General features: G+C 68.2%; 23 protein-coding genes. 19 read left to right on the top strand and 4 right to left on the bottom strand.

Annotated elements, in window-relative coordinates; all coding sequences use genetic code 11:
- Positions 1-3: 3 nt before the first annotated feature.
- Positions 4-1407 (bottom strand): sensor histidine kinase, encoded by a 1404-nt coding sequence (locus AC07U0_RS16925; protein WP_494721145.1) that lies wholly within the window; start codon positions 1405-1407, stop codon positions 4-6.
- Between the two features lie 199 nt (positions 1408-1606).
- On the opposite strand from AC07U0_RS16925, the gene AC07U0_RS16920 reads away from it, so the two are divergent.
- Positions 1607-3889, top strand: coding sequence for an ATP-binding protein (locus tag AC07U0_RS16920; RefSeq protein ID WP_494721144.1), 2283 nt, complete (start codon positions 1607-1609; stop codon positions 3887-3889).
- A gap of 75 nt (positions 3890-3964) precedes the next feature.
- Here AC07U0_RS16920 and AC07U0_RS16915 read toward each other — a convergent pair whose 3' ends face one another.
- On the bottom strand, positions 3965-4183 hold the full coding sequence (locus AC07U0_RS16915; RefSeq protein WP_494721143.1) for a hypothetical protein: 219 nt from the start codon (positions 4181-4183) through the stop codon (positions 3965-3967).
- A 153-nt stretch (positions 4184-4336) separates the two neighbouring features.
- Between AC07U0_RS16915 and AC07U0_RS16910 the strand changes: the two genes are divergently transcribed.
- Entirely contained in the window at positions 4337-5779 is a 1443-nt protein-coding gene (locus AC07U0_RS16910) for a helix-turn-helix domain-containing protein (RefSeq protein ID WP_494721142.1), read from the top strand.
- On the opposite strand, the gene AC07U0_RS16905 is transcribed toward AC07U0_RS16910, so the two are convergent.
- Together AC07U0_RS16905 and AC07U0_RS16900 are read right to left on the bottom strand one after the other, a co-directional pair.
- Positions 5776-7215 carry a hypothetical protein gene (locus tag AC07U0_RS16905; RefSeq protein WP_494721141.1) on the bottom strand — a complete coding sequence of 480 codons (1440 nt, stop codon included), beginning with the start codon at positions 7213-7215 and terminating at the stop codon, positions 5776-5778. The two genes, AC07U0_RS16910 and AC07U0_RS16905, sit on opposite strands and share 4 nt — an antisense overlap.
- A 95-nt stretch (positions 7216-7310) precedes the next feature.
- Entirely contained in the window at positions 7311-8297 is a 987-nt protein-coding gene (locus AC07U0_RS16900) for a helix-turn-helix transcriptional regulator (protein WP_494721140.1), read from the bottom strand.
- A 116-nt stretch (positions 8298-8413) separates the two neighbouring features.
- Here AC07U0_RS16900 and AC07U0_RS16895 point away from each other — a divergent pair, with 116 nt between their 5' ends.
- The 17 genes from AC07U0_RS16895 (at position 8414) to AC07U0_RS16815 (ending at position 22134) form a co-directional block, all read left to right on the top strand.
- Complete coding sequence (locus AC07U0_RS16895) at positions 8414-8650, top strand: hypothetical protein (RefSeq protein ID WP_494721139.1); 237 nt, start codon at positions 8414-8416, stop codon at positions 8648-8650.
- Positions 8651-8692: 42 nt separating this feature from the next.
- Positions 8693-10498 carry a M3 family oligoendopeptidase gene (locus tag AC07U0_RS16890; RefSeq protein WP_494721138.1) on the top strand — a complete coding sequence of 602 codons (1806 nt, stop codon included), beginning with the start codon at positions 8693-8695 and terminating at the stop codon, positions 10496-10498.
- Positions 10499-10588: 90 nt separating this feature from the next.
- Positions 10589-10846: an aa3-type cytochrome c oxidase subunit IV gene (locus tag AC07U0_RS16885; RefSeq protein WP_494721137.1), complete on the top strand. Its 258-nt coding sequence runs from the start codon at positions 10589-10591 to the stop codon at positions 10844-10846.
- Positions 10847-11002: 156 nt separating this feature from the next.
- The gene (locus tag AC07U0_RS16880; protein ID WP_494721136.1) at positions 11003-12136 is read left to right on the top strand and encodes a Re/Si-specific NAD(P)(+) transhydrogenase subunit alpha; all 1134 of its coding nucleotides are present in this window, start codon (positions 11003-11005) and stop codon (positions 12134-12136) included.
- Positions 12133-12384 carry a hypothetical protein gene (locus AC07U0_RS16875; protein ID WP_494721135.1) on the top strand — a complete coding sequence of 84 codons (252 nt, stop codon included), beginning with the start codon at positions 12133-12135 and terminating at the stop codon, positions 12382-12384. The genes AC07U0_RS16880 and AC07U0_RS16875 overlap by 4 nt, the downstream gene beginning before the upstream one ends.
- Positions 12384-12722: a proton-translocating transhydrogenase family protein gene (locus AC07U0_RS16870; RefSeq protein WP_494721134.1), complete on the top strand. Its 339-nt coding sequence runs from the start codon at positions 12384-12386 to the stop codon at positions 12720-12722. The genes AC07U0_RS16875 and AC07U0_RS16870 overlap by 1 nt, the downstream gene beginning before the upstream one ends.
- Complete coding sequence (locus AC07U0_RS16865; protein ID WP_494721133.1) at positions 12722-13015, top strand: hypothetical protein; 294 nt, start codon at positions 12722-12724, stop codon at positions 13013-13015. Before AC07U0_RS16870 ends, AC07U0_RS16865 begins: the two co-directional genes overlap by 1 nt.
- Position 13016: 1 nt before the next feature.
- Positions 13017-13304, top strand: coding sequence for a hypothetical protein (locus tag AC07U0_RS16860; protein ID WP_494721132.1), 288 nt, complete (start codon positions 13017-13019; stop codon positions 13302-13304).
- A gap of 46 nt (positions 13305-13350) precedes the next feature.
- Positions 13351-14766 carry an NAD(P)(+) transhydrogenase (Re/Si-specific) subunit beta gene (locus AC07U0_RS16855; RefSeq protein WP_494721131.1) on the top strand — a complete coding sequence of 472 codons (1416 nt, stop codon included), beginning with the start codon at positions 13351-13353 and terminating at the stop codon, positions 14764-14766.
- A 32-nt stretch (positions 14767-14798) separates the two neighbouring features.
- Positions 14799-15845, top strand: coding sequence for an alpha/beta hydrolase (locus AC07U0_RS16850; RefSeq protein ID WP_494721130.1), 1047 nt, complete (start codon positions 14799-14801; stop codon positions 15843-15845).
- A 71-nt stretch (positions 15846-15916) separates the two neighbouring features.
- Positions 15917-16813 (top strand): alpha/beta hydrolase, encoded by an 897-nt coding sequence (locus tag AC07U0_RS16845; RefSeq protein ID WP_494721129.1) that lies wholly within the window; start codon positions 15917-15919, stop codon positions 16811-16813.
- Between the two features lie 83 nt (positions 16814-16896).
- Positions 16897-17592 carry a hypothetical protein gene (locus tag AC07U0_RS16840; protein ID WP_494721128.1) on the top strand — a complete coding sequence of 232 codons (696 nt, stop codon included), beginning with the start codon at positions 16897-16899 and terminating at the stop codon, positions 17590-17592.
- Positions 17593-17624: 32 nt separating this feature from the next.
- Positions 17625-18044 carry a cupin domain-containing protein gene (locus tag AC07U0_RS16835; RefSeq protein ID WP_494721127.1) on the top strand — a complete coding sequence of 140 codons (420 nt, stop codon included), beginning with the start codon at positions 17625-17627 and terminating at the stop codon, positions 18042-18044.
- A 71-nt stretch (positions 18045-18115) separates the two neighbouring features.
- The gene (locus tag AC07U0_RS16830; protein WP_494721126.1) at positions 18116-18940 is read left to right on the top strand and encodes an SDR family NAD(P)-dependent oxidoreductase; all 825 of its coding nucleotides are present in this window, start codon (positions 18116-18118) and stop codon (positions 18938-18940) included.
- Between the two features lie 10 nt (positions 18941-18950).
- Positions 18951-20537: a GMC oxidoreductase gene (locus tag AC07U0_RS16825; protein ID WP_494721125.1), complete on the top strand. Its 1587-nt coding sequence runs from the start codon at positions 18951-18953 to the stop codon at positions 20535-20537.
- The gene (locus AC07U0_RS16820; RefSeq protein WP_494721124.1) at positions 20512-21681 is read left to right on the top strand and encodes an acyltransferase family protein; all 1170 of its coding nucleotides are present in this window, start codon (positions 20512-20514) and stop codon (positions 21679-21681) included. The genes AC07U0_RS16825 and AC07U0_RS16820 overlap by 26 nt, the downstream gene beginning before the upstream one ends.
- Positions 21682-21714: 33 nt before the next feature.
- Positions 21715-22134, top strand: a complete 420-nt coding sequence (locus AC07U0_RS16815; RefSeq protein ID WP_494721123.1) for a DUF1801 domain-containing protein — start codon at positions 21715-21717, stop codon at positions 22132-22134.
- Positions 22135-22156 lie beyond the last annotated feature (22 nt).

Below are 22156 nucleotides of genomic sequence, written 5' to 3'. Positions count from 1 at the left end.
GTTTCAGATGGCGTCGGAGGTCTCGGAGCGGATCGCCGACATCGGGAAATAGGCGCTGAACGCCGCGCCTTCGCCGGGGGCGCTGACCACCGTCAAACCCCCGCGGTGGCGGTTGACGATGTGTTTGACGATGGCGAGGCCGAGCCCCGTCCCGGGGCGCTCTCCCCCGCTCTTCTGACCCTCGACCCGATAGAAGCGTTCGGTCAGGCGCGGCAAATGCTCGCGGGCGATGCCCGGACCGTGGTCGCGCACGGTGACGGCCGCATAGAGGACCCCCGCCTCGCGATCCGGGGTCAGGAGCGGCAGGCGTGTGAGGCCGTCGGTGCGCGGCCCCGGAGCAGCGTCGATGTGAAGGTCGCGGCGGATGACGATCTCCACCGACTGACCGGCGGCCGAATATTTGATGCCGTTGTCCACGAGGTTCTGGATCACTTGGATGATCTCGTCGCGGTCGCCGTCAATGTTGATCTTGCCGCCTTCCGATTGAAGGGTGACGACCACGCCTCGCTCCTGCGACAGGACGCTGACGGCGTCGACCACGTCCGAGGCCGCTCGCGCCAGATCGACGCGGCCCGACGGCGGAATGTGTTCGTTCAGCTCGATCCGGCTCAGCGACAGCAGGTCGGCGACCAGACGGCTCATCCGTTCGGCCTGGGTGGCCATGATGTCGAGGAAGCGGTCGCGGGCGACCGGGTCGTCCTTGGCGTGCCCCTTCAGCGTCTCGATAAAGCCGCTGAGCGAGGCCAGGGGCGTGCGCAGTTCGTGGCTGGCGTTGGCCAGGAAGTCGACACGCATCAGCTCCATGCGCCGCACGTCGGTCTCGTCGCGCAGAGCCAGAATGGCCAGGGGGGCCTCGGGCGGCGACGGCAACGGCCGGACCCAGGCCCGCCAGTGCCGCGCCCGCGCCCCGCCGGCGGAATAGTCGGTGGTCTTGGTGACCTCCCCGAACAGGGCCTCATCGACCGCCTCCAGCACGCCCGGGTCGCGCATGGCTGAAACCAGCAGGGCGCCCTCGCGCGGAATCCGCAGCAGATCGCGCGCGGCGGCGTTGGCCATGACGATGCGGCGGCCCGCGATGTCGTCGGCCTCTCCGCCGCTGATGATCATCACAGGGTCGTTCAGCGCCTCGAACACATTGTCCAGCAGCGGCGCGGCGGCCGCGATCGAGGTCGGCGCGGCGACAGCTCCGGGCAGGACCGCTCCCGCTGGCCCGCTCGCCGGCCGGCTGGCGAACCAGGTGGCGGCCGCGACCAGCAGGGCCAGACCGATGAGCCAGGGGGCCAGTTCGGTGCGGAAGGCCGCAAAGATCAGAATGACCACCACCGCCAGGCCGCCGGTCGTCCCGGCCGTCCACAGCCGCGACGACGCCATGGGCGCGACGGGCGAAGGCGACGGATCGAAAGCCATGGGTGAATCGTCTCGCGGCGGCGGTGAGTCAGATCGAGCGGTTGATTCGTCGAGTCCTAGCATCGTCCTGACACGTCCGGATGACGACGGTCGTCACATCAAGGAAAATGAACGCCTCACGCCGAAAAGCGTGGCCTTTGGGGCGGTTTCTTTACCTGTTTCGCCGACAGTGCGCCCACTGAAGGGGGATTCCGAACCGGTGCATCGCATCATCTACTGCCTGACGACCCAACACGACTGGCGCTTCGTGCTGCTGGCGGCGGTGGTGTGCGCGGGCGGGATTGCGACGGCCATCACCCTGGTCGGCCTGGGCCGCGCCGCAGCGCCACAGGCCCGCCGTCTGTACAAATTATCCGGCGCACTGGTCCTGGCCCTGTCGATCTGGGCCACGCATTTCATCGCCATGGTCGGCTACAACCCCGGCTTCGCGGTCCGTTATGACCCGGCGGGCACGCTCTTTTCCCTGCTGATCGCCGTGATCGGCCTGTCGGCGTGCGTGGTCCTGGGCCGCGGTGGCGTCGACCGGAGCCGACGCATCATCGGAGCCGTGACCGGCGCCTCTTCGGTCGCCGCCATGCATTATATCGGCGTCGCCGCCGTCACCTTCGAAGGCGCGCGGTTCGTGCATCATCCCGCGATCGCCGCCGTGTCCGTGCTGATCAGCCTGGGCTTCGGCGTGCTGGCCGGGGTGCCCGCCCAGACGACCTCGCGCTGGCGGCTGCCGCTGGTCACCTTCTTCGCCCTGATGAGTGTCTCCGTCCTGCATTTCGGCTCGATGGCCGCCATCGACATCGTGCCTGACCCCAGCGTCGTTCTGACCGGTGGCATGAGCGAGACAGGCCTGCTGTTCTGGCTGGCCACAGGCGTCGCCGTGATCATCGCCATGGCCGCCTTCGTGGTCGGCGTCGCCTCCTGGTCGCGTAACAACGCCCTGGCCCAGATCCGCGAGGCGGTCGACGCCATGCCGGACGGCCTGGCTTTCTTTGACGCCGATGAGCGGCTTGTGGTCTGGAACGCCCGCTACGCCGAGGTGAACCCCGAGATCGCCGCCGCCCTGACGGTCGGCATGTCTTTCGAGAAAATCATCCGTATCGGCGTCGCCGCCGGTCGTTATACCGAGGCTGCCGGTAACGAAGAGGCGTGGATCGCCGAACGTCTGGCCGCGCGCAAGGCCCTGTCCTGCACACTGGAACAGCACGTCGAGGACGATCGCTGGCTGCGCGTCCAGGACCGACGCACGGCCGCCGGCGGCATGGTCACGGTCTGCAACGACATCACCGACCTGAAGCGCGACAGCCGCGCCCTCGCCGAGGCCCGGGACGCCGCCGAGGCCGCCAACCGCGCCAAGTCCGAATTCCTGGCCAATATGAGCCACGAGATCCGCACGCCGCTGAACGGCGTCATCGGCCTGACCCAGGCCCTGGCCCGCACGGAGCTGACGCCCGACCAGACCGAGATGCTGGAGCTGATCCAGTCCTCCGGCCACACCCTTCAGACCCTGCTCAGCGACATCCTCGATCTGGCCCGCGTCGAATCCGGCCGAATGGAGATCGCCGACGAGCCGTTCGACCTTGGCCGCGCCGTGCGAGAAGCCGCCCAGCTCTATGCCGCCGGCGCCGCCGAAAAGGGTCTGTCCTTCTTCGTCGACATCGAGCCCGAGGCCGCCGCCTGGGTCCGGGGCGACGTCGTCCGTGTGAAACAGGTGCTGACCAATCTGGTCTCCAACGCCGTCAAGTTCACGGATCAGGGCTTCGTCAGCCTGACCGCCTGCCGCGGCCAGCGCGCCGACGGCTCGGCCATGCTGCGCTTCACTGTCGAGGACACCGGCGTCGGCTTCGACGCCGAGGCGCGCGACCGCCTGTTCACCCGCTTCGAACAGGCCGACGGCACGATCACGCGCCGCTTCGGCGGCACCGGCCTGGGCTTGGCAATCTGCCGCCAGCTAGCCGAGATGATGGGCGGCGATCTGGATTGCGAGAGCGAGCCCGGCGGCGGTTCGGCCTTCATCCTGACCCTGCCCATGATCGAGGCCCAGGAACCTGCGGCCGTCGCCGAGGCCGAGTCCGACGTCGACGACCTTGAGCCCTACCGGGTCCGCGTGCTGCTGGCCGATGACCATCCCACCAACCGCCGCGTGGTCGAACTGATCCTGGCCCAGGCCGCCGTGGACATGACCTCGGTCGAGGACGGCGCACAGGCCCTCGCCGCCTATCGCGACGGCGGCTACGACCTGGTGCTGATGGACATGCAGATGCCGGTTATGGACGGGCTGACCGCCACGCGCGAGATCCGCCTGCACGAGACGGCCATGGGCCTGAACCGCACGCCGATCGTCATGCTGACCGCCAACGCCCTGGCCGAGCATGTCGCCGCAGGTCAGGCCGCCGGCGCCGACCGCCATCTGGCCAAGCCGTTCAACGCGGCCGAACTGCTGGAACTCGTCTGCGACCTGGGCGAACAGCAAAGGGCGCTGGCGGCCTAGGCCCCAACGCCCTTCTCTTCCCCTCCCGAGCCGGGGAAACACCGTCCGGCATCTGAGCGCCGGTACAGCGAAAACCTATTCGTAGCCGTGGGCCGCCTCGTTGATGACCTGCGAAGGCATGTTCGAGAAATCGACGCTGATCGGGCTGGAAGCCACCGCCAGCTTCGACTGGAAGGTCTTGATCACATGCTCCAGACGGCGGCGCGTCTCCACGGCGCCCGTCGAGGACGGATCGAGGTCCAGCGGTGCCAGGCAGAAATCGATGATGGCCTGCGGGCGGCTGAGGGGTTCCATGGCGGGTCTCCTTTGCGACAGCGGAAGGCCCGCTGCCCTGACCCGACATCAACACGCCAGAAGTCATATTGATACCGCCGCACCAGTCATAGCGAAGTCATCTTGTCATGATGTGACTCTTGCCTTTCTGTCATGATGTGACATCCTGCGCGGATGGACGCCGCGGTCGATCACAAACTCTTCCTCGGCGGCCGGCTGAAGCGGCTGCGGCGCGAGCTCGCCCTGACCCAGACGGCGATGGCCGCCGACCTCGGCGTCTCGCCCAGCTATCTGAACCATATCGAGCGCAACCAGAGGCCCGTTTCGGCCCAGTTGCTGCTGCGTCTGGCGGATACCTATGACGTCGACCTGCGCCGGCTGAACTCGCCGGACGGCCATGCCTCCGAGGCCGAGCTGACCGAGCTTCTGGCCGATCCCCTGTTTCTGGGCCTCAGCGTGCCGCGTCACGAGATCCTGCAACTGGCCGACGAGGCGCCCGCCGCCGCCGACGCCATGCTGCGCCTCTACCGTGCTTTCGCCGACCGCCGCGCCCGCGACCGCATCGAGGCCGAGCGCGGCGGCGCGGGGCTGGAGGACACGCCCGCCGATCGGGTCCGCGACTGGATCCAGGCCCGTCAGAACCACTTTCCGGAGCTGGATACGCTGGGCGAGGCCCTGCACGCGGCCCTGACGGCCAATGCGACCGGCGACAGCGTCGAGATCCTGGCCCGCGCCCGGCTGGCCGAGCGGCACAATCTGACGGTCAAGGTCATGCCGGCCGAGGTCATGGTCGAATGGACCCGCCGCTTCGACCCGCACCGCCGTCGGCTGCTGGTGTCCGAGACCCTCGGCCCCGCCTCACGCGCCTTCGCCGTGGTCTATCAGCTGGTCCTGGCCGAGCATGAGGCCGAACTCGCCGCGATCGCCGACGCCGCAGACATGCCCGACGCCGTCAGCCGCGATCTGCTCAAGGTCTCCCTGACCAACACCCTGACCGCCGCCGTTCTGATGCCCTACGGCCCCTTCCAGAGGGCGGCGGAGGAGACCGGCTATGACCTCGCCCGACTGCAGGCGCGGTTCGGCGTCGGCTTCGAACAGGCGGCGCATCGGCTGACGACGCTCTCGAGGCCGACGGCGCGGGGCGTGCCCTTCTTCCTCATGCGGGTGGATCAGGCGGGCAATATTTCGAAGCGCTATGCTGCGGCGGGCTTTCCCTTCTCGCGCTTTGGCGGCGCCTGCCCGCGCTGGCGGCTGCATTCGGCCTTCCGCACGCCAGGCCGGATTATCACCCAGATCATCGAGACCCCGCCCCAGGACGGCAAACCCGGCGGCCGCTGGTTCACCCTGGCGCGCACCGTCGACCGTCAGGGCCACGACGCCTTCTCCGAGGGCGCCGACCTCGCCGTCGGCCTGGGCTGCGAACTGCGCCACGCCCACCGGCTGATCTACGCCCGGGGCCTGGACCTGCAGAATCCCGAGGTCACTCCCATCGGCCCGGCCTGCCGCCTGTGCCACCGCCACCCCTGCGCCGAACGCGCCGCCCCGCCGGTCGATCGCCCCCTGACAGTGGACGACTGGTCAAAGTCGGTTAGCCCCTATCCGTTCTCCGGCGCCTAGGAGAGCACGATCTTTCCGTCCACCAGCCGGTAGGCCACGCCCGTCCTGTCGAACAACCGGCCGATCGGAACCGTGGGATCCGCGACGCCCTGATCCAGCATCTGTTCGATGCTGAGCCTCAGGGACGGATCGCGGGCGACGCGGGTCAGGCCGGACAGCCACTCCTCGCGGGTCAGGGTTCCGTCCTCGCCGTAATCGCGCTGGAAGTCGGCGACGACATCGATGAAGTCGCCGCCGCGCCGGGCCTTGCGCGCCGCTTCATAGGCCATGCTCCAGACAGCCCCGCAGGCGTAGTAGGCGCGGTTGTCGCCGCGCTCGCCGGCCGTGGCGATGGGCTTGCCGGCGGCCAGCCGCACGCAGTCGTCGACCTCGCGCTGCAGCTCGGCGCGGGAGTCATAGGTCGGATCGATGGACTGGATGGCGCGCACGGCCATCAGATCGGCGCCGCCCTCGGTGATCCAGGCCTCGCGGGCGAACTGATACTTCAGCCCGTTGGAGCCGAGCCAGAAGTGGGCGCTCTCATGGCCGATGAACCAGCGGGCGCGCGACAGGGCGGCGGCGTCGGGATCGAGCACCCCCTCCCCCTCGAAATTCATCGAGATCAGCCCCGGCAGGACGCTGCCGCCCATGCTGGAGACGTGCTCCGTCGGCCCGGTCCAGCTGACCATCAGGGTCGGGAGGCCGCCCCGGCTCTCCCCCAGCCGCCGCTCATAGACCTGCATGACCTGCGGCGTGAACCGGCCCAGCTCTTCGCCGAGCCAGTGCGGCAGGCCCGGATCGATGACGGTGGTGACGCCCGTGTTCTGGCGAATGCTGGCCTCGCCGAACAGGACATAGGTGTCGGCCTTGGCCGCGACGGGGGCGTTCACCCGCTCCCCCTTGAACAGGACCGGGCCCGCCGCATCTTTCCAGCGCACCTCTGCCGGATCGCTGTTGGGCAGGTCGACGCCGTTGAGATCCAGCGGCAGGGCGCGGACGGCCTCGACCGAGGCCATGGGCATGACGTCGAACTGGCCGGAATAGAGGGCGACCGTGCCGTCGGTGAAGATCAGGGCCGGGTCGTAGTCGGCCTCAAGATCCCCGGCGCGCGGATGCATGACGATGCGGACCTCACGCGGCACCGGACCGCCGTTCGCCATGCGCAGCACGTCATAGCGGCCCTGACGCTCCAGCACGACTCCGGGCGTCTCCACCGACCACCACTGCGGCCGCCAGGGCTGACGGCCGACGCGCAGCAGGGCCGAACGCTGGAAGACCCAGACCGGCGCGCTGTCGTTGAACTGATAGTCGACCGTCCAGCGGTCGCCGTCGCGCAGCACCGAGGCCCTGACCGGCTCCGTGATCATACCCTGGGCGGCCGGAGCGGACGCGGGCGCCGCGGCGGCGCAACCGGCTGTCAGGAGTATCAAGGCAGAGAGAGCGGCGATGGATCGCATGGGGCCTCCGAGGGTCGATAACGCGGATACCGGCGCGCTCACGAACCGTCACCTTAAGCTTTGCTAATCCCCGGGGCCGGAACGAGGCCGGTTGATCAGGGCGCGGCTTCCAAAGCCCGTTGGGCCGCCGCGAGTTCCCCGGCCATGGTCGCCTTCAGCCGCTGTGGGGCGACGATCGTGACCTGTTCGCCCCAGGTGAAGAGGTGCCAGGCCAGTTCGCGCATGCCCGAGGCGCGGAACCGCACGATAACGCCGCCGTCCGGCTGGTCTTCGAGCGTCTGGGTCGGATGCCAGCGCCACGACCGGGCCTCGGCGGCGCCGGCGGGCGAGACGCGCAGCACCACCTCCTCGATCTCGTCCTGATAGATGCCGAAGGACTGGCTGGCGAAGACGGCGAGGTCGAAGTCGACGGGCGGCGGGGCGACGCCGTCCTGGGCCTCGACCGCGCTCATCCGGTCCAGCCGGAAGGTCTGGATGCGCCCGCTCTCCCGATCCGCTGCGACCAGATAGTTGGCGCGGCCGAACATCACGCCGCAGGGGGCGACGCTGCGCCGGCGCGGCTCGGCGCCCGGGCGGGCATAGGTAAAGCCCAGCGGCTGCTGCGCCAGCACCGCGCCCCGGATGGTGGCCAGCACGCTCTCGTCCGCCGAAGGGCGCGGACCTGCCTGCACCGCGATGGTCTCGGCCCGCACCAGCGCCTCCAGATCGGGTGCCAGCCGGTTCAGGGTCGTCGAGCGCATGGCCGACTTCAGCTTGCGCTCCAGACCTTCCAGCGCGATCGCCCGGCCCGCCTCCCCGGTCGCCCTCAGCCCCTGCGCGGCCTTGGTCAGCTCGACCAGCTCAGTCGTGGTCGGCGCCTGTTCGAAGGCCGACAGACCGCCGCGGATGCGCCAGCGCTTGGTCGGCGGGTCGCTGACCTCCTCTACGGCCGGGAACAGCATCAACACTGCGTCGCGCAGCCGCTCGGCCGTACGCCGCCCGACCCGGCTCTCGCGCGCCATCTCGTCGAGGGTCAGCCCCTCCGCCGAGGCGGCCATGCGCCGGGCCAGTTCGATGACCATCATCGCCTTGTCGTGTCGCATCGCGGGCCTCCTGAACGATACGTCCGATTTTGGCGCAACGCCGTTGCATTGTCCATCATCGGCAAGACACCGCCCCTCAGACACCGCCCTCAGGGCAACGCTCAAAGGAAACGACCATGGCCCACTTCGCTCCTCACGCCGCCGTCAACGCCAGCCGCTACATGATCGTCCCGTGCGAGGCCGAGGGCTGCGGCGACCTCGCCATCATCTGGGACCGTCTGGAAGAACAGGTCATCGACGTCATCTCCGCCTCGGCGAGCGCCCGCTACTCCGAGGAAGACGCGATGTGGGACGAGGCCCGCAGCTTCTCCGAGGCCACCGACGACAGCCTGCTGTGGCGAATGGCGGCCTGAGGACGGTTGCCTCGGGCGGCGGACGTCCCCACTGTTGAAGGCATGAACGCGCCTTTCAAAACTCCCGCCGCCCCCTCGACCGAAGCCCCGCTCTGGGACCTGTCGGACCTCTATTCCTCACGGACGGACACGCGCATCGGCGCCGACCTCGACAAGGGACGGGCCGCCGTGGCGGAGCTGAACGCCCTGCAGGGCACGCTGATCGCGGCGCGCGCCGAGCCCAAGGCCTTGGGCGGCCTGCTGGACAAGGCGATTGGCCTCTATGAACAGGCGACCGACGCTCTGGGCGGTCTGGGCGCCTATGCCTTCCTCGCCGCCTCGACGGCGCGCGACGACGCCGAGGCCAACGGCTTCGAGGCCGATATCCGCGAGAAGATGACCGCCATCGCTACCCCCACGGTCTGGCTGACGCTGGAGATCAACCAGCTGGAGGATGCGGAGATCGAGGCCGCGCTTCTCGCCGATGAAGGCGCTGCGAACTGGCGGCCCTGGCTGCGGCGGGTGCGGGCGATGAAGCCGCACGAGCTGTCGCAGGAGCTGGAAACCTACCTCGCCGAGCACGGCCCGATCTCCACCCAGTGGAGCCGGCTGTTCGACGAGACCCTGGCCGCGCTGAGGGCTGACGTCGGCAAGGAGAAGCTGACCCTGGCCGAGGCCCTGAACCGGCTGTCCGATCCCAAGGCCGCGAAGCGCAAGGCGGCGGCGGAGGGGCTGAGCGAGGCGCTCGGGGCCCGCACCTCGACCATGGCCCTGGTCATGAACACCATCGCAGCCGACAAGGCGCTGGAGGACAAATGGCGCGGCTTCAAACGCCCCGCCGACGCCCGCCACCTCGCCAATGAGGTTCACGGTGAGGCGGTCGACGCCATGGCCGAGGCCGTCGCGGCCGCCTATCCCAATCTCTCGCACCGCTATTACGCGCTGAAGGCCAAGGCGATGGGCAAGGCGACGCTGGACCAGTGGGACCGCAACGCCCCGCTCGACACTTCTGCCCCCCGCGGCTTCGACTGGCTGCAGGGCAAGGCCATGGTGCTGGACAGCTTCGGCGATCTCGGCCCCGAGTTCGCCGACCGGGCCAACCGTTTCTTCGACAATCCGTGGATCGACGGCCGCGCCCGCCCCGGCAAGCAGTCGGGCGCATACGCCCACCCGGTCACCGCCGACCGCCACCCCTATGTCTTCCTGAACTGGATGGGCGAGCGGCGCGACGTCCTGACCCTGGCGCACGAGCTGGGCCACGGCATTCACCAGACCCTGGCGGCCGACAGGGGCACGCTTCTGGCCGATACGCCCCTGACACTGGCCGAGACCGCCTCCATCTTCGCCGAAGGCCTCACCTTCGACCGGCTGCTGGCGACCGCCCCGAAGTCGGAGCAGCGCGGTCTGCTGGCCGGGCGGATCGAGGACGGGCTGAACACCGTGGTCCGCCAGATCGCCTTCCACCGCTTCGAGACCCGCTTCCACGACGAGCGCGCCTCGGGCGAGGTCCCGGCAGATCGCATCGGCCAGATCTGGCTCGAGGAGATGAGCGCGTCACTGGGCCCGGCGGTGATCTTGAACCCCGGCTATGAGCACTGGTGGTCCTACGTCAGCCACTTCGTCCACTCGCCCTTCTACGTCTACGCCTATGCCTTCGGCGACCTGCTGGTGGCGGCCCTGATGGAGACGCGGCGCAAGGACCCGGCCGCCTTCACGCCCCTGTACCGCGAGCTCCTCGCCGGCGGCGGGACCCGGACCTATGACGAGGCGCTCAAGCCCTTCGGCCTCAATCCGCGCGACCCGGCCTTCTGGACCATCGGTTGCGGCCGGCTGGAGCGGCTGGTCGATCAGTTCGAGGCGACCTTCTGACCGTCAGGGGGCATGGCGAGACTGTGGCTTGAGCCCGGCGCAAGCCGCGCTATAAGTCGGAAACCACCGACTCTTCCGGACGCAGACCTCATGGCCGACCCGCATCACGACGACCACGGCGCTGACGCCTATCAGCACGGCTCCATGGCCATCGGCGAACAGGCCGCGACCTGGAAGCTGGTCCAGGCCATGTTCAGCTGGGGTTCGCTGGGCATCGCGGCCCTGCTGCTGGCCCTGGTCATGGCCTTCCGTCCGGGCGGCAACATCCTGGTCGGCCTCATCCTCGGCGTGATCCTGTTCACGGCCGGCGCCTTCTGGCTGAAGTCGGGCTCGAAGAAGGCCCACTGAGGCCTAGGCGCAGCGGCCTGCCTCGATCGGCAAGTCCTGCCGGTCAACTCGGGTTTCGCGCACGCCTTTCGCTACGGAAGGCCGTTTTCGCGCTTTGACGGACCAATCCATTCCAGCCTAACGTGATTTCCAAGAACAAGACTTGGGGAGATTCGTTTGGCCGTCGCCATCGCCGTGACTCGCGAACGCCGTGAAGGCGAAACGCGCTGCGCCGTCACACCCGAGACCGTGAAGAAATTCGTCGCCCTGGGCGCGACCGTGACCGTCGAGGCGGGAACGGGCGCCGGGTCGTCCTTCCCCGACGCCGAATACGTCGCCGCCGGCGCGGTGGTGAAACCCGACACCCGCGCAGTGCTGGAAGGCGCCGACATCCTGCTCAAGGTGCGCGGCCCGACGGCGCAGGAGATCAGCGCCCTCAAGCCCGGCGCCATCGTCGTCGCCCTGCTCGACGCCTACCGCGAGAAGGACACCGTCGCGGCTCTGGCCGGTGCCGGGTCCACAGCCTTCGCCATGGAGTTCGTGCCCCGCATCACCCGCGCCCAGGTCATGGACGCCCTGTCGTCCCAGGCCAACCTTGCCGGCTATCGCGCCGTGATCGAGGCGGCGGCGGCCTATGGGCGCGGCTTCCCGATGATGATGACGGCGGCAGGCACGGTCGCCCCGGCCAAGGTCTTCGTCATGGGCGTCGGCGTCGCGGGCCTGCAAGCCATCGCCACCGCCCGTCGCCTCGGCGCCGTCGTCACCGCCACCGACGTCCGCCCCGCCACCAAGGAACAGGTCGAGAGCCTCGGGGCCAAATTCCTCGCCGTCGAGGACGAGGAATTCAAAAACGCCCAGACGGCCGGAGGCTACGCCAAGCCGATGTCGGCGGAGTACCAGGCCAAGCAGGCGGTCCTGACCGGCGAACACATCAGGAAGCAGGACATCGTCATCACCACGGCCCTGATCCCGGGCCGCGCGGCGCCGGTGCTGGTCACCGCCGAACAGGTGGGCACGATGAAGCCCGGCTCGGTCCTGATCGATCTGGCCGTCGAGGCTGGCGGCAATGTCGAGGGCGCCAGGGTCGGCGAAACCGTGGTCACCCCCAACGGCGTGTCCATCGTCGGTATCGCCAACCTGCCGGGGCGTATCGCCTCGGACGCCTCCAGCCTGTACGCCAAGAACCTGCTGGCCTTCGTCGGCCTGTTCCTCAAGGACGGCGCGGTCGGCCTCGACCTCGAAGACGAAATCCTCCAGGCGGCCGTGGTCACCAACGGCGGCGCCGTTGTGCACGAGGGCGTGCGGGGATGAGCCCGTTCCTGAAGGGGTTCCTGCGGCTCATAGCTGGCATCGTTCTGTTCGCCGGCCCCCTGCTGGCGGTCCTGATGATCATTGCAGGCGCAACGGGCGCAATGGGCTTTTCAGATCGTCTCGCTCAGGCCGGCGTCGGGATTACCTTGGGTCTGTATGTCTTGTTCTGGAGTTTGCTGATCGGCGCCGTGCTGCGCCTTCTGCTCAGCATCGATGATCGCCTCGAAAGGCTCGAAGGAAAATCTTGATGGAACACGTCGATCCCACCGTATTCCGACTGGCCATCTTCGTGCTGGCGATCTTCGTCGGCTATTATGTGGTCTGGTCGGTGACCCCGGCCCTGCACACGCCGCTGATGGCCGTGACCAACGCCATTTCCAGCGTCATCGTCGTCGGCGGCCTGATCGCGGCGGCGGCGACCGCGGGTGACACCGGGGCCACGCCCTGGATCGCCAAGGGCGCCGGCGTCGCGGCCGTGACCCTGGCCAGCGTCAACATCTTCGGCGGCTTCATGGTCACCCGACGCATGCTGGCCATGTACAAGAAGAAGGAAAAACCCAAGCCCGTTGAGGCGAAGGCGGCCTGATGAACGCCACCTGGATCCTGACGGCCCTGATCCCGCTCAGTCTGATGCTGGTCGTCGGCCTGATCGTGCTCAGCGGCTCCCTGTCGCCGGCGCGGCGCCGCCTGCTGGAGCGCGCCCTGCTTCTGGTCGTCATACCGGCCGCCGGCCTGCTGTGGGTATGGCGGGGCGTGCAGGCCTTCGCAGACGGGGAATGGGTCTGGGTCTTCGGCAGCATCGCCCTGATCGGCATCACCGCCCTGACCGGGTTGCGCCTGTGGCGGCGCCCCGTCCGCGCTGACGGGACGCGCACCTGACATGACCCTGTCGCCCGCACATCTGGCCAATCTGGTCTCGTGGATCGCCACGGGGCTGGGGCTGGGCCTGTGGGCGTGGAGCTTCTTTCGTGAAGCCAACGCCATCCGCAAGCTGCGTTTTCTGGACTGCGGCGTGGTGCTGATCTTCTCGGCCGTTCTGGTGCGCGTCGTGGCCCAGGAGCGGCCGATGAACGCCGTCGACTGGACCCTGGTTTTCCTGTCGCCCCTCTTCATCGTCGCCGCGCTGTGGCGGCTGGCGCGGACGGCCTGCCCGGGGGACTACGAGTGACGACCGGTCAAACAACAAGACAAACAAGAGACTTCGGGGGAATGCGATGAACGCATCCATAGCGGCGCTGGCCTATCTGGTCGCAGGCGTTCTTTTCATTCTCAGCCTGCGCGGCCTCTCCAGCCCGGAGACCAGCCGTCAGGGCAATACGATGGGCATGATCGGGATGGCCATCGCCGTCGCCGTGACCCTGCTCACCCTCGGCTTCACCGGGGCGCTGGACCCGATCACCCTGGCTCTGCTGGCCGGGGGCGTGATCGTGGGCGGCGGCGGCGGGGCCCTGATCGCGGGCAAGGTCAAGATGACCGACATGCCCCAGCTGGTCGCGGCCTTCCACAGTCTCGTCGGCATGGCCGCCTGTCTGGTGGCCGTCGGCGCCGTCTATGCGCCAGAGGCCTTTGGCATCTCGGACGGTCTGGGCGGGATCAAGGTCCAGTCGATCATCGAACTCAGCCTCGGCGTCGCCATCGGGGCCATCACCTTCACCGGCTCGGTCATCGCCTTCGCCAAGCTGAACGGCAACATGTCCGGCGCCCCGATCATCCTGCCCGCCCGGCACCTGATCAACATCTCCCTGGCGCTGGTTCTGGTCCTGCTGATCGGGATCATGGTCGGCTCGGGCGGCACGACGACCTGGGCCTTCTGGGGCATTTTCGCTATCAGCCTGGTGCTGGGCGCGACCCTGATCATCCCCATCGGCGGCGCCGACATGCCCGTCGTGGTCTCGATGCTGAACTCCTACTCGGGCTGGGCCGCCGCGGCGCTCGGCTTCACGCTCGAGAACATCGCCCTGATCATCACCGGCGCCCTGGTCGGCTCCTCGGGCGCGATCCTGTCCTACATCATGTGCAAGGGCATGAATCGCAGCTTCATCTCGGTCATCCTGGGCGGCTTCGGTGGCGACAGCGGTCCGGCCGGCGAGGCCCGCGTCGAGACCCGTCCGGTCAAGCAGGGCTCGGCCGACGACGCCGCCTTCATCATGAAGAACGCCTCCAAGGTCATCATCGTCCCCGGATACGGCATGGCCGTCGCCCAGGCCCAGCATGCGCTGCGCGAAATGGCCGACAAGCTCAAGGAAGAGGGCGTCGAGGTGAAATACGCCATCCACCCCGTCGCGGGCCGGATGCCGGGTCACATGAACGTCCTGCTGGCCGAGGCCAATGTCCCCTATGACGAGGTGTTCGAGCTGGAGGACATCAACGCCGAGTTCGCCACCGCCGACGTCGCCTTCGTCATCGGCGCCAACGACGTCACCAACCCGGCCGCCAAGACCGACCCCAAGTCGGCCATCTACGGCATGCCGATCCTCGACGTCGAAAAGGCCGGCACCGTCCTGTTCATCAAGCGCGGCATGGCGGCGGGCTACGCTGGCGTCGAGAACGAACTCTTCTTCCGCGACAACACCATGATGCTGTTCGCCGACGCCAAGAAGATGGTCGAGGGCATCGTGAAGGCGCTCTAGATCACGCCCCGGGGAGAGACGAGATGATTGCGTTGCGACGCCCCCTCGTCTCTCTCCTCATGGTGACCTGTCTGGCGGCTGCCGCCTGTCAGCGGGCCGATCCCGGCGACGCGCCTGCCCCGGGCAGTCAAACCCATCAGGGCGACGCCGTCCCCGGTTCCTCCGTCCGCGTCGAAATTCCCAAGGTCGAGCGCGAGGGCGTGTGGCAGCCGACCGCGGGCGGAACCCAGATCCCGCTCTGGCCGGACAACGTCCCGCTCGCCAAACCCGACACCGGCGATCATCCCGAGGCGACCGGCAACGGGTCGCCGACAGTCGGCGGACGGCCGTGGCACTGGGCAAGCTACGTCACCCGCCCGACCATGACCGTCTATCGGCCCAGGGGTCACAACACGGGCGCCGCCATGCTGGTCCTGCCCGGAGGTGGCTTTGCCGCTGTGGCGACCGACCTTGAAGGCACGGAGGTCTGCGACTGGGTCGTCCGACAGGGCATGACCTGCGTCATGGTCAAATACCGCACGCCCCAGGTCTGGCCGAAAGTGAACGGTCGCCAGCGACGCCCTGACGTCGTCCTGGGTCTGGAAGACGCCCAGCGCGCGATAGGGCTGCTTCGCGAACAGGCGGGCGCCTGGGGCGTCGATCCGCACAAGGTCGGGGTCATCGGCTTCTCCGCCGGCGCCTATCTGGTGACGGCCATGAGCAACACCGGGGCCCGCACCCGGCCGGTGACGGATGCGGCGGATCGCCAGTCCCTGCGGCCGGACTTCGCCATTGTCGCCTATACCGCGCGGGTCCTGGACGACAGCAAGGGCCGCAACGCCCTCGAACTCCAGCCCTGGGTGAAGATCAGCCCGAACGCGCCGCCGACTCTCATCCTCCACGCCATGGACGATCCCGTCGATGACGTTCGTCAGGCCATGGCCTATGCGCTGGCGCTGAACGACGCCGGCGTGCCGGTCGACATGCGCCTCTATGCGAAGGGCGGCCACGCCTTCGGCCTGCGACCGACCACCGATCCGATCACGCGCGAATGGCCGGGACAGGTCGAGCAGTGGCTGCGGTCGCTCGGCGTCCTGTGACAACTCCCGGTCGCGCCGACGTGAAATACGGCTAAGGTCGGCGCGGGATGACTCGTACAGGGATGATTTGAGTGGCCTCGACCCGTGGTTCGCCACAACGATCGCAGTGGTGGCTGCGCGCCGGGGCGATCCTGCTTGGCGTCGTCGTAGTCGCCTATGCCGTCGTCGTTGGCGCGGTCTTCTTCAGCCAGAGGGAGATGCTCTATCCGATCATTCACGGCAGCCCGACGCCCGACGCCGACGGCCCGCCAATCCGCGTCGTCCATATCGACACCCCTGATCATGAGCGGCTGGTCGCCTGGTCTCTGGCGCCGAAGCCGGGGCGGCCGACGATCCTCTTCATGGGCGGTCAGGGCGGCGGGCTGTCGTTCCAGTCGGGGCGCTGGCGGCGCATGGCGGACGAGGGCGTCGGCTTCCTTGCCCTCGGATATCGCGGCCATGACGGCTCTACCGGCAAGCCCTCGGAGAAAGGGCTGCACACCGACGCCCGCGCGGCCTACGACTGGCTGGCTCGAACGACGCCGACGAAAGACATCGTCCTGCACGGCTTCTCTCTGGGCACCGGCGTGGCCACGCGGCTGGCGATCGAACGCCCGGCCCGCGCCCTCATCCTCGAGGCGCCCTATACCTCCACCGCCGACATCGCGGCCAAGGCTTACCCGTTCCTGCCGGTGCGCTGGCTGATGCTGGACCAGTACCGGTCGCGTGACATCATCGACCGCGTCACCATCCCCCTGCTGATCGTCCACGGAAGCGCCGACGAGGTCATTCCCTTCGAACAGGGGCGCACCCTCTATGACTTGGCCCACACGCCCCGGTGGCTGGTGAAGATGATCGGCTCCAACCACGCCACCCTGACCCGCGACGGCCTCTATGACCAGATCTGGACCTTCCTCAACCTGCCCCTCTCCGCCTCGACGGCGGAGACCGGGCACAGGGCGGCTGTCGAGGTAACGAGCGCGCCATGATCTCTACGCGATGGAACACTGGCGGTGGTTCTCTGGAGGCTGAAAGGCGAGCCCTGCTCGGACCGATGGTTTCGGCGATCGCGGTGGTCGTTGTCCTTCAGTTCACCCCCTTCTCCCGCCTCTTCGCGGCGCCGTGGGCGATGGGCCGGACTGACGTGCTGGGCTGGTGGCCTGTTGACGGGTTGTGGCACTGGATCGGCGTCGGAGCCCTCTGTTTCGCCGTCCTCGCCCCCGTCTGGTGCTACTCGGTCGGCAAGTCGAACCGGACCATACTGTGGGTCGGCGCGGTCACCCTCGCCATCGCCGCTTCCCTCCTGTTCTGGGGCGGCCGTTCACGGATAGAGGTCCGCGCCAACGACATCCGGATCACCTCTGACCGCTGGGGCGAGGCCGACGTCCTCTACCGCGTCGACAACGCCGCCGGCATGACGGCCTCCTGCGAGACAGGCAGCAAGGGCAGAATCTATCCGTCGCTCTGGGTCTGGTTCCATGACGGACGAGAGCTCGAGCTTGAACGCCTGACCTCCAGAGCCGCCAATCCGGGCTCGACCCGCGCCGGCCTCGACTTCGCCGAGCGGCTCGACATCTTCCTGGTCCACCACGGCAATCGCCGCTCGGGGCGGATCGAGGACCGCTGCGTCCGGAGGATGGAGGATCGGCTGGGCCCTGCAGACGCACCCCGCATCGGCGCCCTGTTCAGCCCGGAAATGGTCGAGCTGCGACCGGCTCCCGCGCCGGGGGCCACAGACGCCTTGGTCATCGACATGACGCCGCGCTGAGCGTTTGGCCGCGACTCGGCTATTCACACCCCATGCTCACCGCCGCCGAAGTCATCGCCATGCTCGAACTCCAGCCCCATCCGGAGGGCGGGCATTATCGTGAGACCTTCCGCGATCCGCGCGAGGTCGACGGGCGTTCGGTGGGAACGGCGATCTACTACCTTCTGGCCGAGGGCGAGCAGTCGCACTGGCATTCGGTCGACGCGGCCGAGCTGTGGCATTTCTACGAGGGCGCGCCGCTGGCGCTGGAGATCGCCTCGGGGGGAACCCGGCGGCTGGTGAAACTGGGCAATGACCTGAAGGCCGGCGAACAGCCGCAGGCCGTGGTCCCGACCGGCGCCTGGCAGGCGGCCAAGTCGCTGGGCGCCTGGACCCTGGTCGGCTGCACCGTGGCGCCCGGCTTCGAGTTCGAGGGGTTCGAGATGGCCCCATCCGGGTGGCAGCCGGGCTGAACACGCACACGCGCCACCGTGCGGACACAGTCGAATCGCCCTCCTGATACGGCCGCGCCGGAGCTCGCCTGATGTCCCTCGAAGACGCCCTGAACCGCAGGCCCCTGGCGTTGATCACGGGGGCGTCGTCGGGGATCGGCGAGGCCTTCGCGTGCGCCCTGGCCGAGCGTGATCATGACGTCGTCCTCGTCGCCCGGCGCGCTGACCGGCTGCAGGATCTGGCGGCGAAGATCACCCGCGACCATGCGGTCGAGGCCCATGTCCTGCCGATGGACCTGTCGGAGCTCGGCGCCTGTGACCGGGTGCTGGAGGCGGTCCACGCCATGGGCCTCCACGTCGATGTGCTGATCAACAACGCCGGCTATTCCATCCCCCAGAGCTTCGCCGCCGTGCCCTGGAAGGCCCAGCAGGACTTCCTGATGACCCTGGTCGTCAACGCCTGCGGTCTGGCCCACGGCGTCATCCCCGGCATGGTCGCGCGCGGCGGCGGGCGGATCATCGCCACGGCCTCTCTGGCGGGTTTCGCCCCCGGCGTGGCGGGCCACACCCTCTATCCCGGGGCCAAGAGCCTGATGATGAGCTTCTGTCAGGCGCTGGACGCCGAGTATCGCGACAAGGGGATCTGCGTCACGGCGGTCAGCCCGGGCTTCGTCTCCACCGGGTTCGCCGCGGCCAACGGCACCGACGTGGTCATGGCCGAGGCTCCGCGCCGGCTGTTCCTCACGCCCGAACAGGTGGTCGAGGCGGCGCTCAAGGCCAATGACCGGCGCAGGGTCATCGTCGTGCCCGGCTGGTACAATGCCCTGGCCGCCGCCCTGATGCGCGCCCTGCCGCAGGGTCTCGTGCGTTGGGCCCTGATGAAGGGCTCGGCGAAGTATCATCTGGCCTCGGACTGAGCGTGCACGCATGACCTCCCGCTTCGACGTCGTCATCATCGGTTCGGGCGCGGGCGGCGCGACCCTGGCCCAGAGACTGGCCCCGACCGGCAAGTCCATTCTGATCCTCGAACGTGGCGAGCACCTGCCGCGTGAGGCCGAGAACTGGAGCCCCAAGGCGGTCTTCATCGAGCGTCGCTACCGCACGAAGGACCACTGGTACGACAGGAATGGCCACCCGTTCATCCCCAACACCCACTATTGGGTCGGGGGCAACACCACCTTCTACGGCGCCGCCCTGATGCGGATGCGCAAGCGGGACTTCGAGACGGTCCAGCACGCGGGCGGGATCTCCCCGGCCTGGCCGATCACCCTCGACGACCTCGCCCCGTACTACGCCGAGGCCGAGACCCTGTGGCAGGTCCATGGCCATCGCGGCGACGATCCGACCGAGGTCGGGAATGAACCGCCCTACGCGTATCCGGCGGTGCACCACGACCCCGGCGTGGCGGCGCTGAAGGGCCATTGGGAGATGCAGGGGTGGAGGCCCTTCTCCTTACCCTTGGGGGTCAAGCTGGATCAGGCCCATCCGGTCACCTCGACCTGTATCAAATGCAAGACTTGCGGCGGCTATCCCTGCCTGTTGCGCGCCAAATGCGATGCCCGGACCCTGGCCATCGAGCCGATCATGGGCCTGCCCAATGTCACCCTGCTGACCGGCCGCAAGGTGCTGCGGCTGGAGACCGACGCCACGGGCCGGACCGTCACCGAGATCGTCTGCGAAACGGCCGAGGGCGAAGAGCGCTGGAGCGGCGACATCGTGGCCCTGGCGGCGGGCGCGGCGCCGACGGCGGTGATCCTGCTGTCCTCCGCCAACGCGGCCCATCCGAAGGGTCTGGCCAACGGCTCGGATCAGGTCGGGCGGAACTATATGTTCCATAACTCGACAGCCATGGTCTCCCTGACGGCAGCGCACCAGACGGTGACCTTCCCCAAGACGCTCGCGGTCAATGACTTCTATTTCGGCGATCCGGCCGGCGGCTACGACTTCCCCATGGGCCATATCCAACTGCTGGAATACATGTCCGGCCAGACGCTGGAGGGTCAGATCGAAGACTGGCTGCCCCCGGCCCTGATCCCCGACGCCCTGTCCGGCGCGGCGGCCGAGCGGATGCTGTCGATGCTGGTCATCTCCGAGGACCTGCCCATGCCTGACAACCGGGTGACGGTCGGATCCGACGGCCGGGTGAACCTCAACTACACCTTCGGCAACCTCGAGGGGCACGACCGGTTGGTGAAGACCCTGAAGGCCTCGCTCGATGGGTTCGTCGACCACGCCCACCCCATCTCCCAGCATCACTTCCAGTTCGATTCCCTGCTGCCGCTCTATGGAACCGCGCATCAGTGCGGCACGACCCGGTTCGGGACCGACCCTGCGACATCGGTGCTGGATGTGAACTGCAAGGCTCACGAGCTCGACAACCTCTATGTCGTCGACACCAGTTTCTTCTGTTCCGCCAACGCCATAAACCCGACCCTGACCGTGGTCGCCAATGCGCTGAGGATCGGCGACCATCTGATCGAACGGCTGGGTGCGAGCGCCTCAACCACCGGCTGATCCGCGCCCTCTATCGCCCTGCCGGGGAACCCGTTATCACGCGTCTGTGAAAACGGCAGGCGTACATCGGTTCGAGGCTCTGGATTCCCTGCGGGGAGTCTGCGCCATCCTCGTGCTCATGTTCCACATGCCGGTCGCCAGCCACTGGCGCGACTGGCCGCTGATCCAGCACGGCTACTTGTTCGTCGACTATTTCTTCGTCCTGTCGGGCTTCGTCATCGCCCACGCCTATGCCGAGCGGCTGAAGAGCCCGCGCGACGCGGGCCGGTTCATGGTGCGCCGTTTGGGCCGGGTCTGGCCCCTGCATGTCCTGATCCTGGCCTGTTTCGTCGGGCTGGAGCTGTGCAGGGTCTGGTTCCATTTCGACGCCGCCACGCCGTTCACGCGCGACCGGTCGGTCGAGGCGATCTGGACCAATCTGCTGCTGATCCAGGCCTGGCATATCCACCCCTACCTGACATGGAACGGCCCCTCGTGGACGCTCAGCGCCGAGGTCGCCTGCTATCTGATCTTCGCGGTTCTGGTGCTGATCGCGCCGAAGCGGTTCCGCTGGCTCGGGGCCGTTCTGGCCGTCATCGGCGGCCTCATGGTGGTCGAGTTCGCCAGGCGCTGGATGAACACCACCTATGACTTCGCCGTGCCGCGCGCGGTCTATGGCTTCTTCCTCGGCTGCCTGTTGCAGGGCCTCTGGACGCGGATCCCGCGCCTGAAGTCGGGCGCCGCCACGGTGCTGGAAGTCGTGACCGTCGCCCTGTGCTGCCTCTTCATCGCCTGGGCCGAGGGACCGGTGACGGTCGCGGTGACCCTGGTCTTCATCGGCGTGGTCTGGGTCTTCGCGGGTGAGGACGGTGCGGTGTCGCGCCTGCTGGACCACCCGGCCCTGGTCACCCTCGGCCGCTGGTCGTTCGCCATCTACATGGTCCATATGTTCGTGCTGACGGTGATGCTGATCATCGCGCGCAAGCTGCACTGGCTGCCTAACGGACGCCGCATCGACTTCGGCTCGGTCTGGCTGAATGACCTGTTCGCCATCGCCATCTTCGCCCTGATCGTCGGTCTGGCGGTCATCGCCCACAACGCCGTCGAACGCCCGGCCCAGCGACTGATTGACCGCTGGACCAAGCCGAAGCCTGTCGCGGCCTGAACCGTGTTATCGTCCCCGCGAAGGGGAGCGATCATGGCCGCCGAAGCGAAGACCAAACCCACCGACATCAGCGTCGCCGACTTCATCGCCACCGTGCCCGATCCAGTGCGCCGCGCCGATGCTGAAGCGGTCGCCGCCCTGTTCGCCGAGGTCACGGGCCAGCCGGCGACCCTGTGGGGTCCGTCCATCGTCGGCTTCGGGGCGTACCACTACGTCTACGACAGCGGCCGACAGGGCGACGCCCCGGCCATCGCCTTCTCGCCGAGGAAGCCGCATCTGGTCCTCTATCTGCACGCCGGAGAGGCCCGCGACGCCCTGTTGCCGCGTCTGGGCAAGCACAAGACCGAGGGCGGCTGCATCTATGTGAAGCGGCTGGCGGACGTGGATATCGACGTCCTGCGCGAACTGGCCGCCGTCTCGTACAAGGCCATCAAGGCGAAGTACCCCGACTGAGCTTCCCAACGGCGCAGCTTTC

Source organism: Brevundimonas sp. GW821-FHT02A10 (assembly GCF_059422025.1).
The sequence above is the reverse complement of the archived record's forward strand: the minus strand, read 5'-3'. Positions and strand labels throughout refer to the sequence as shown.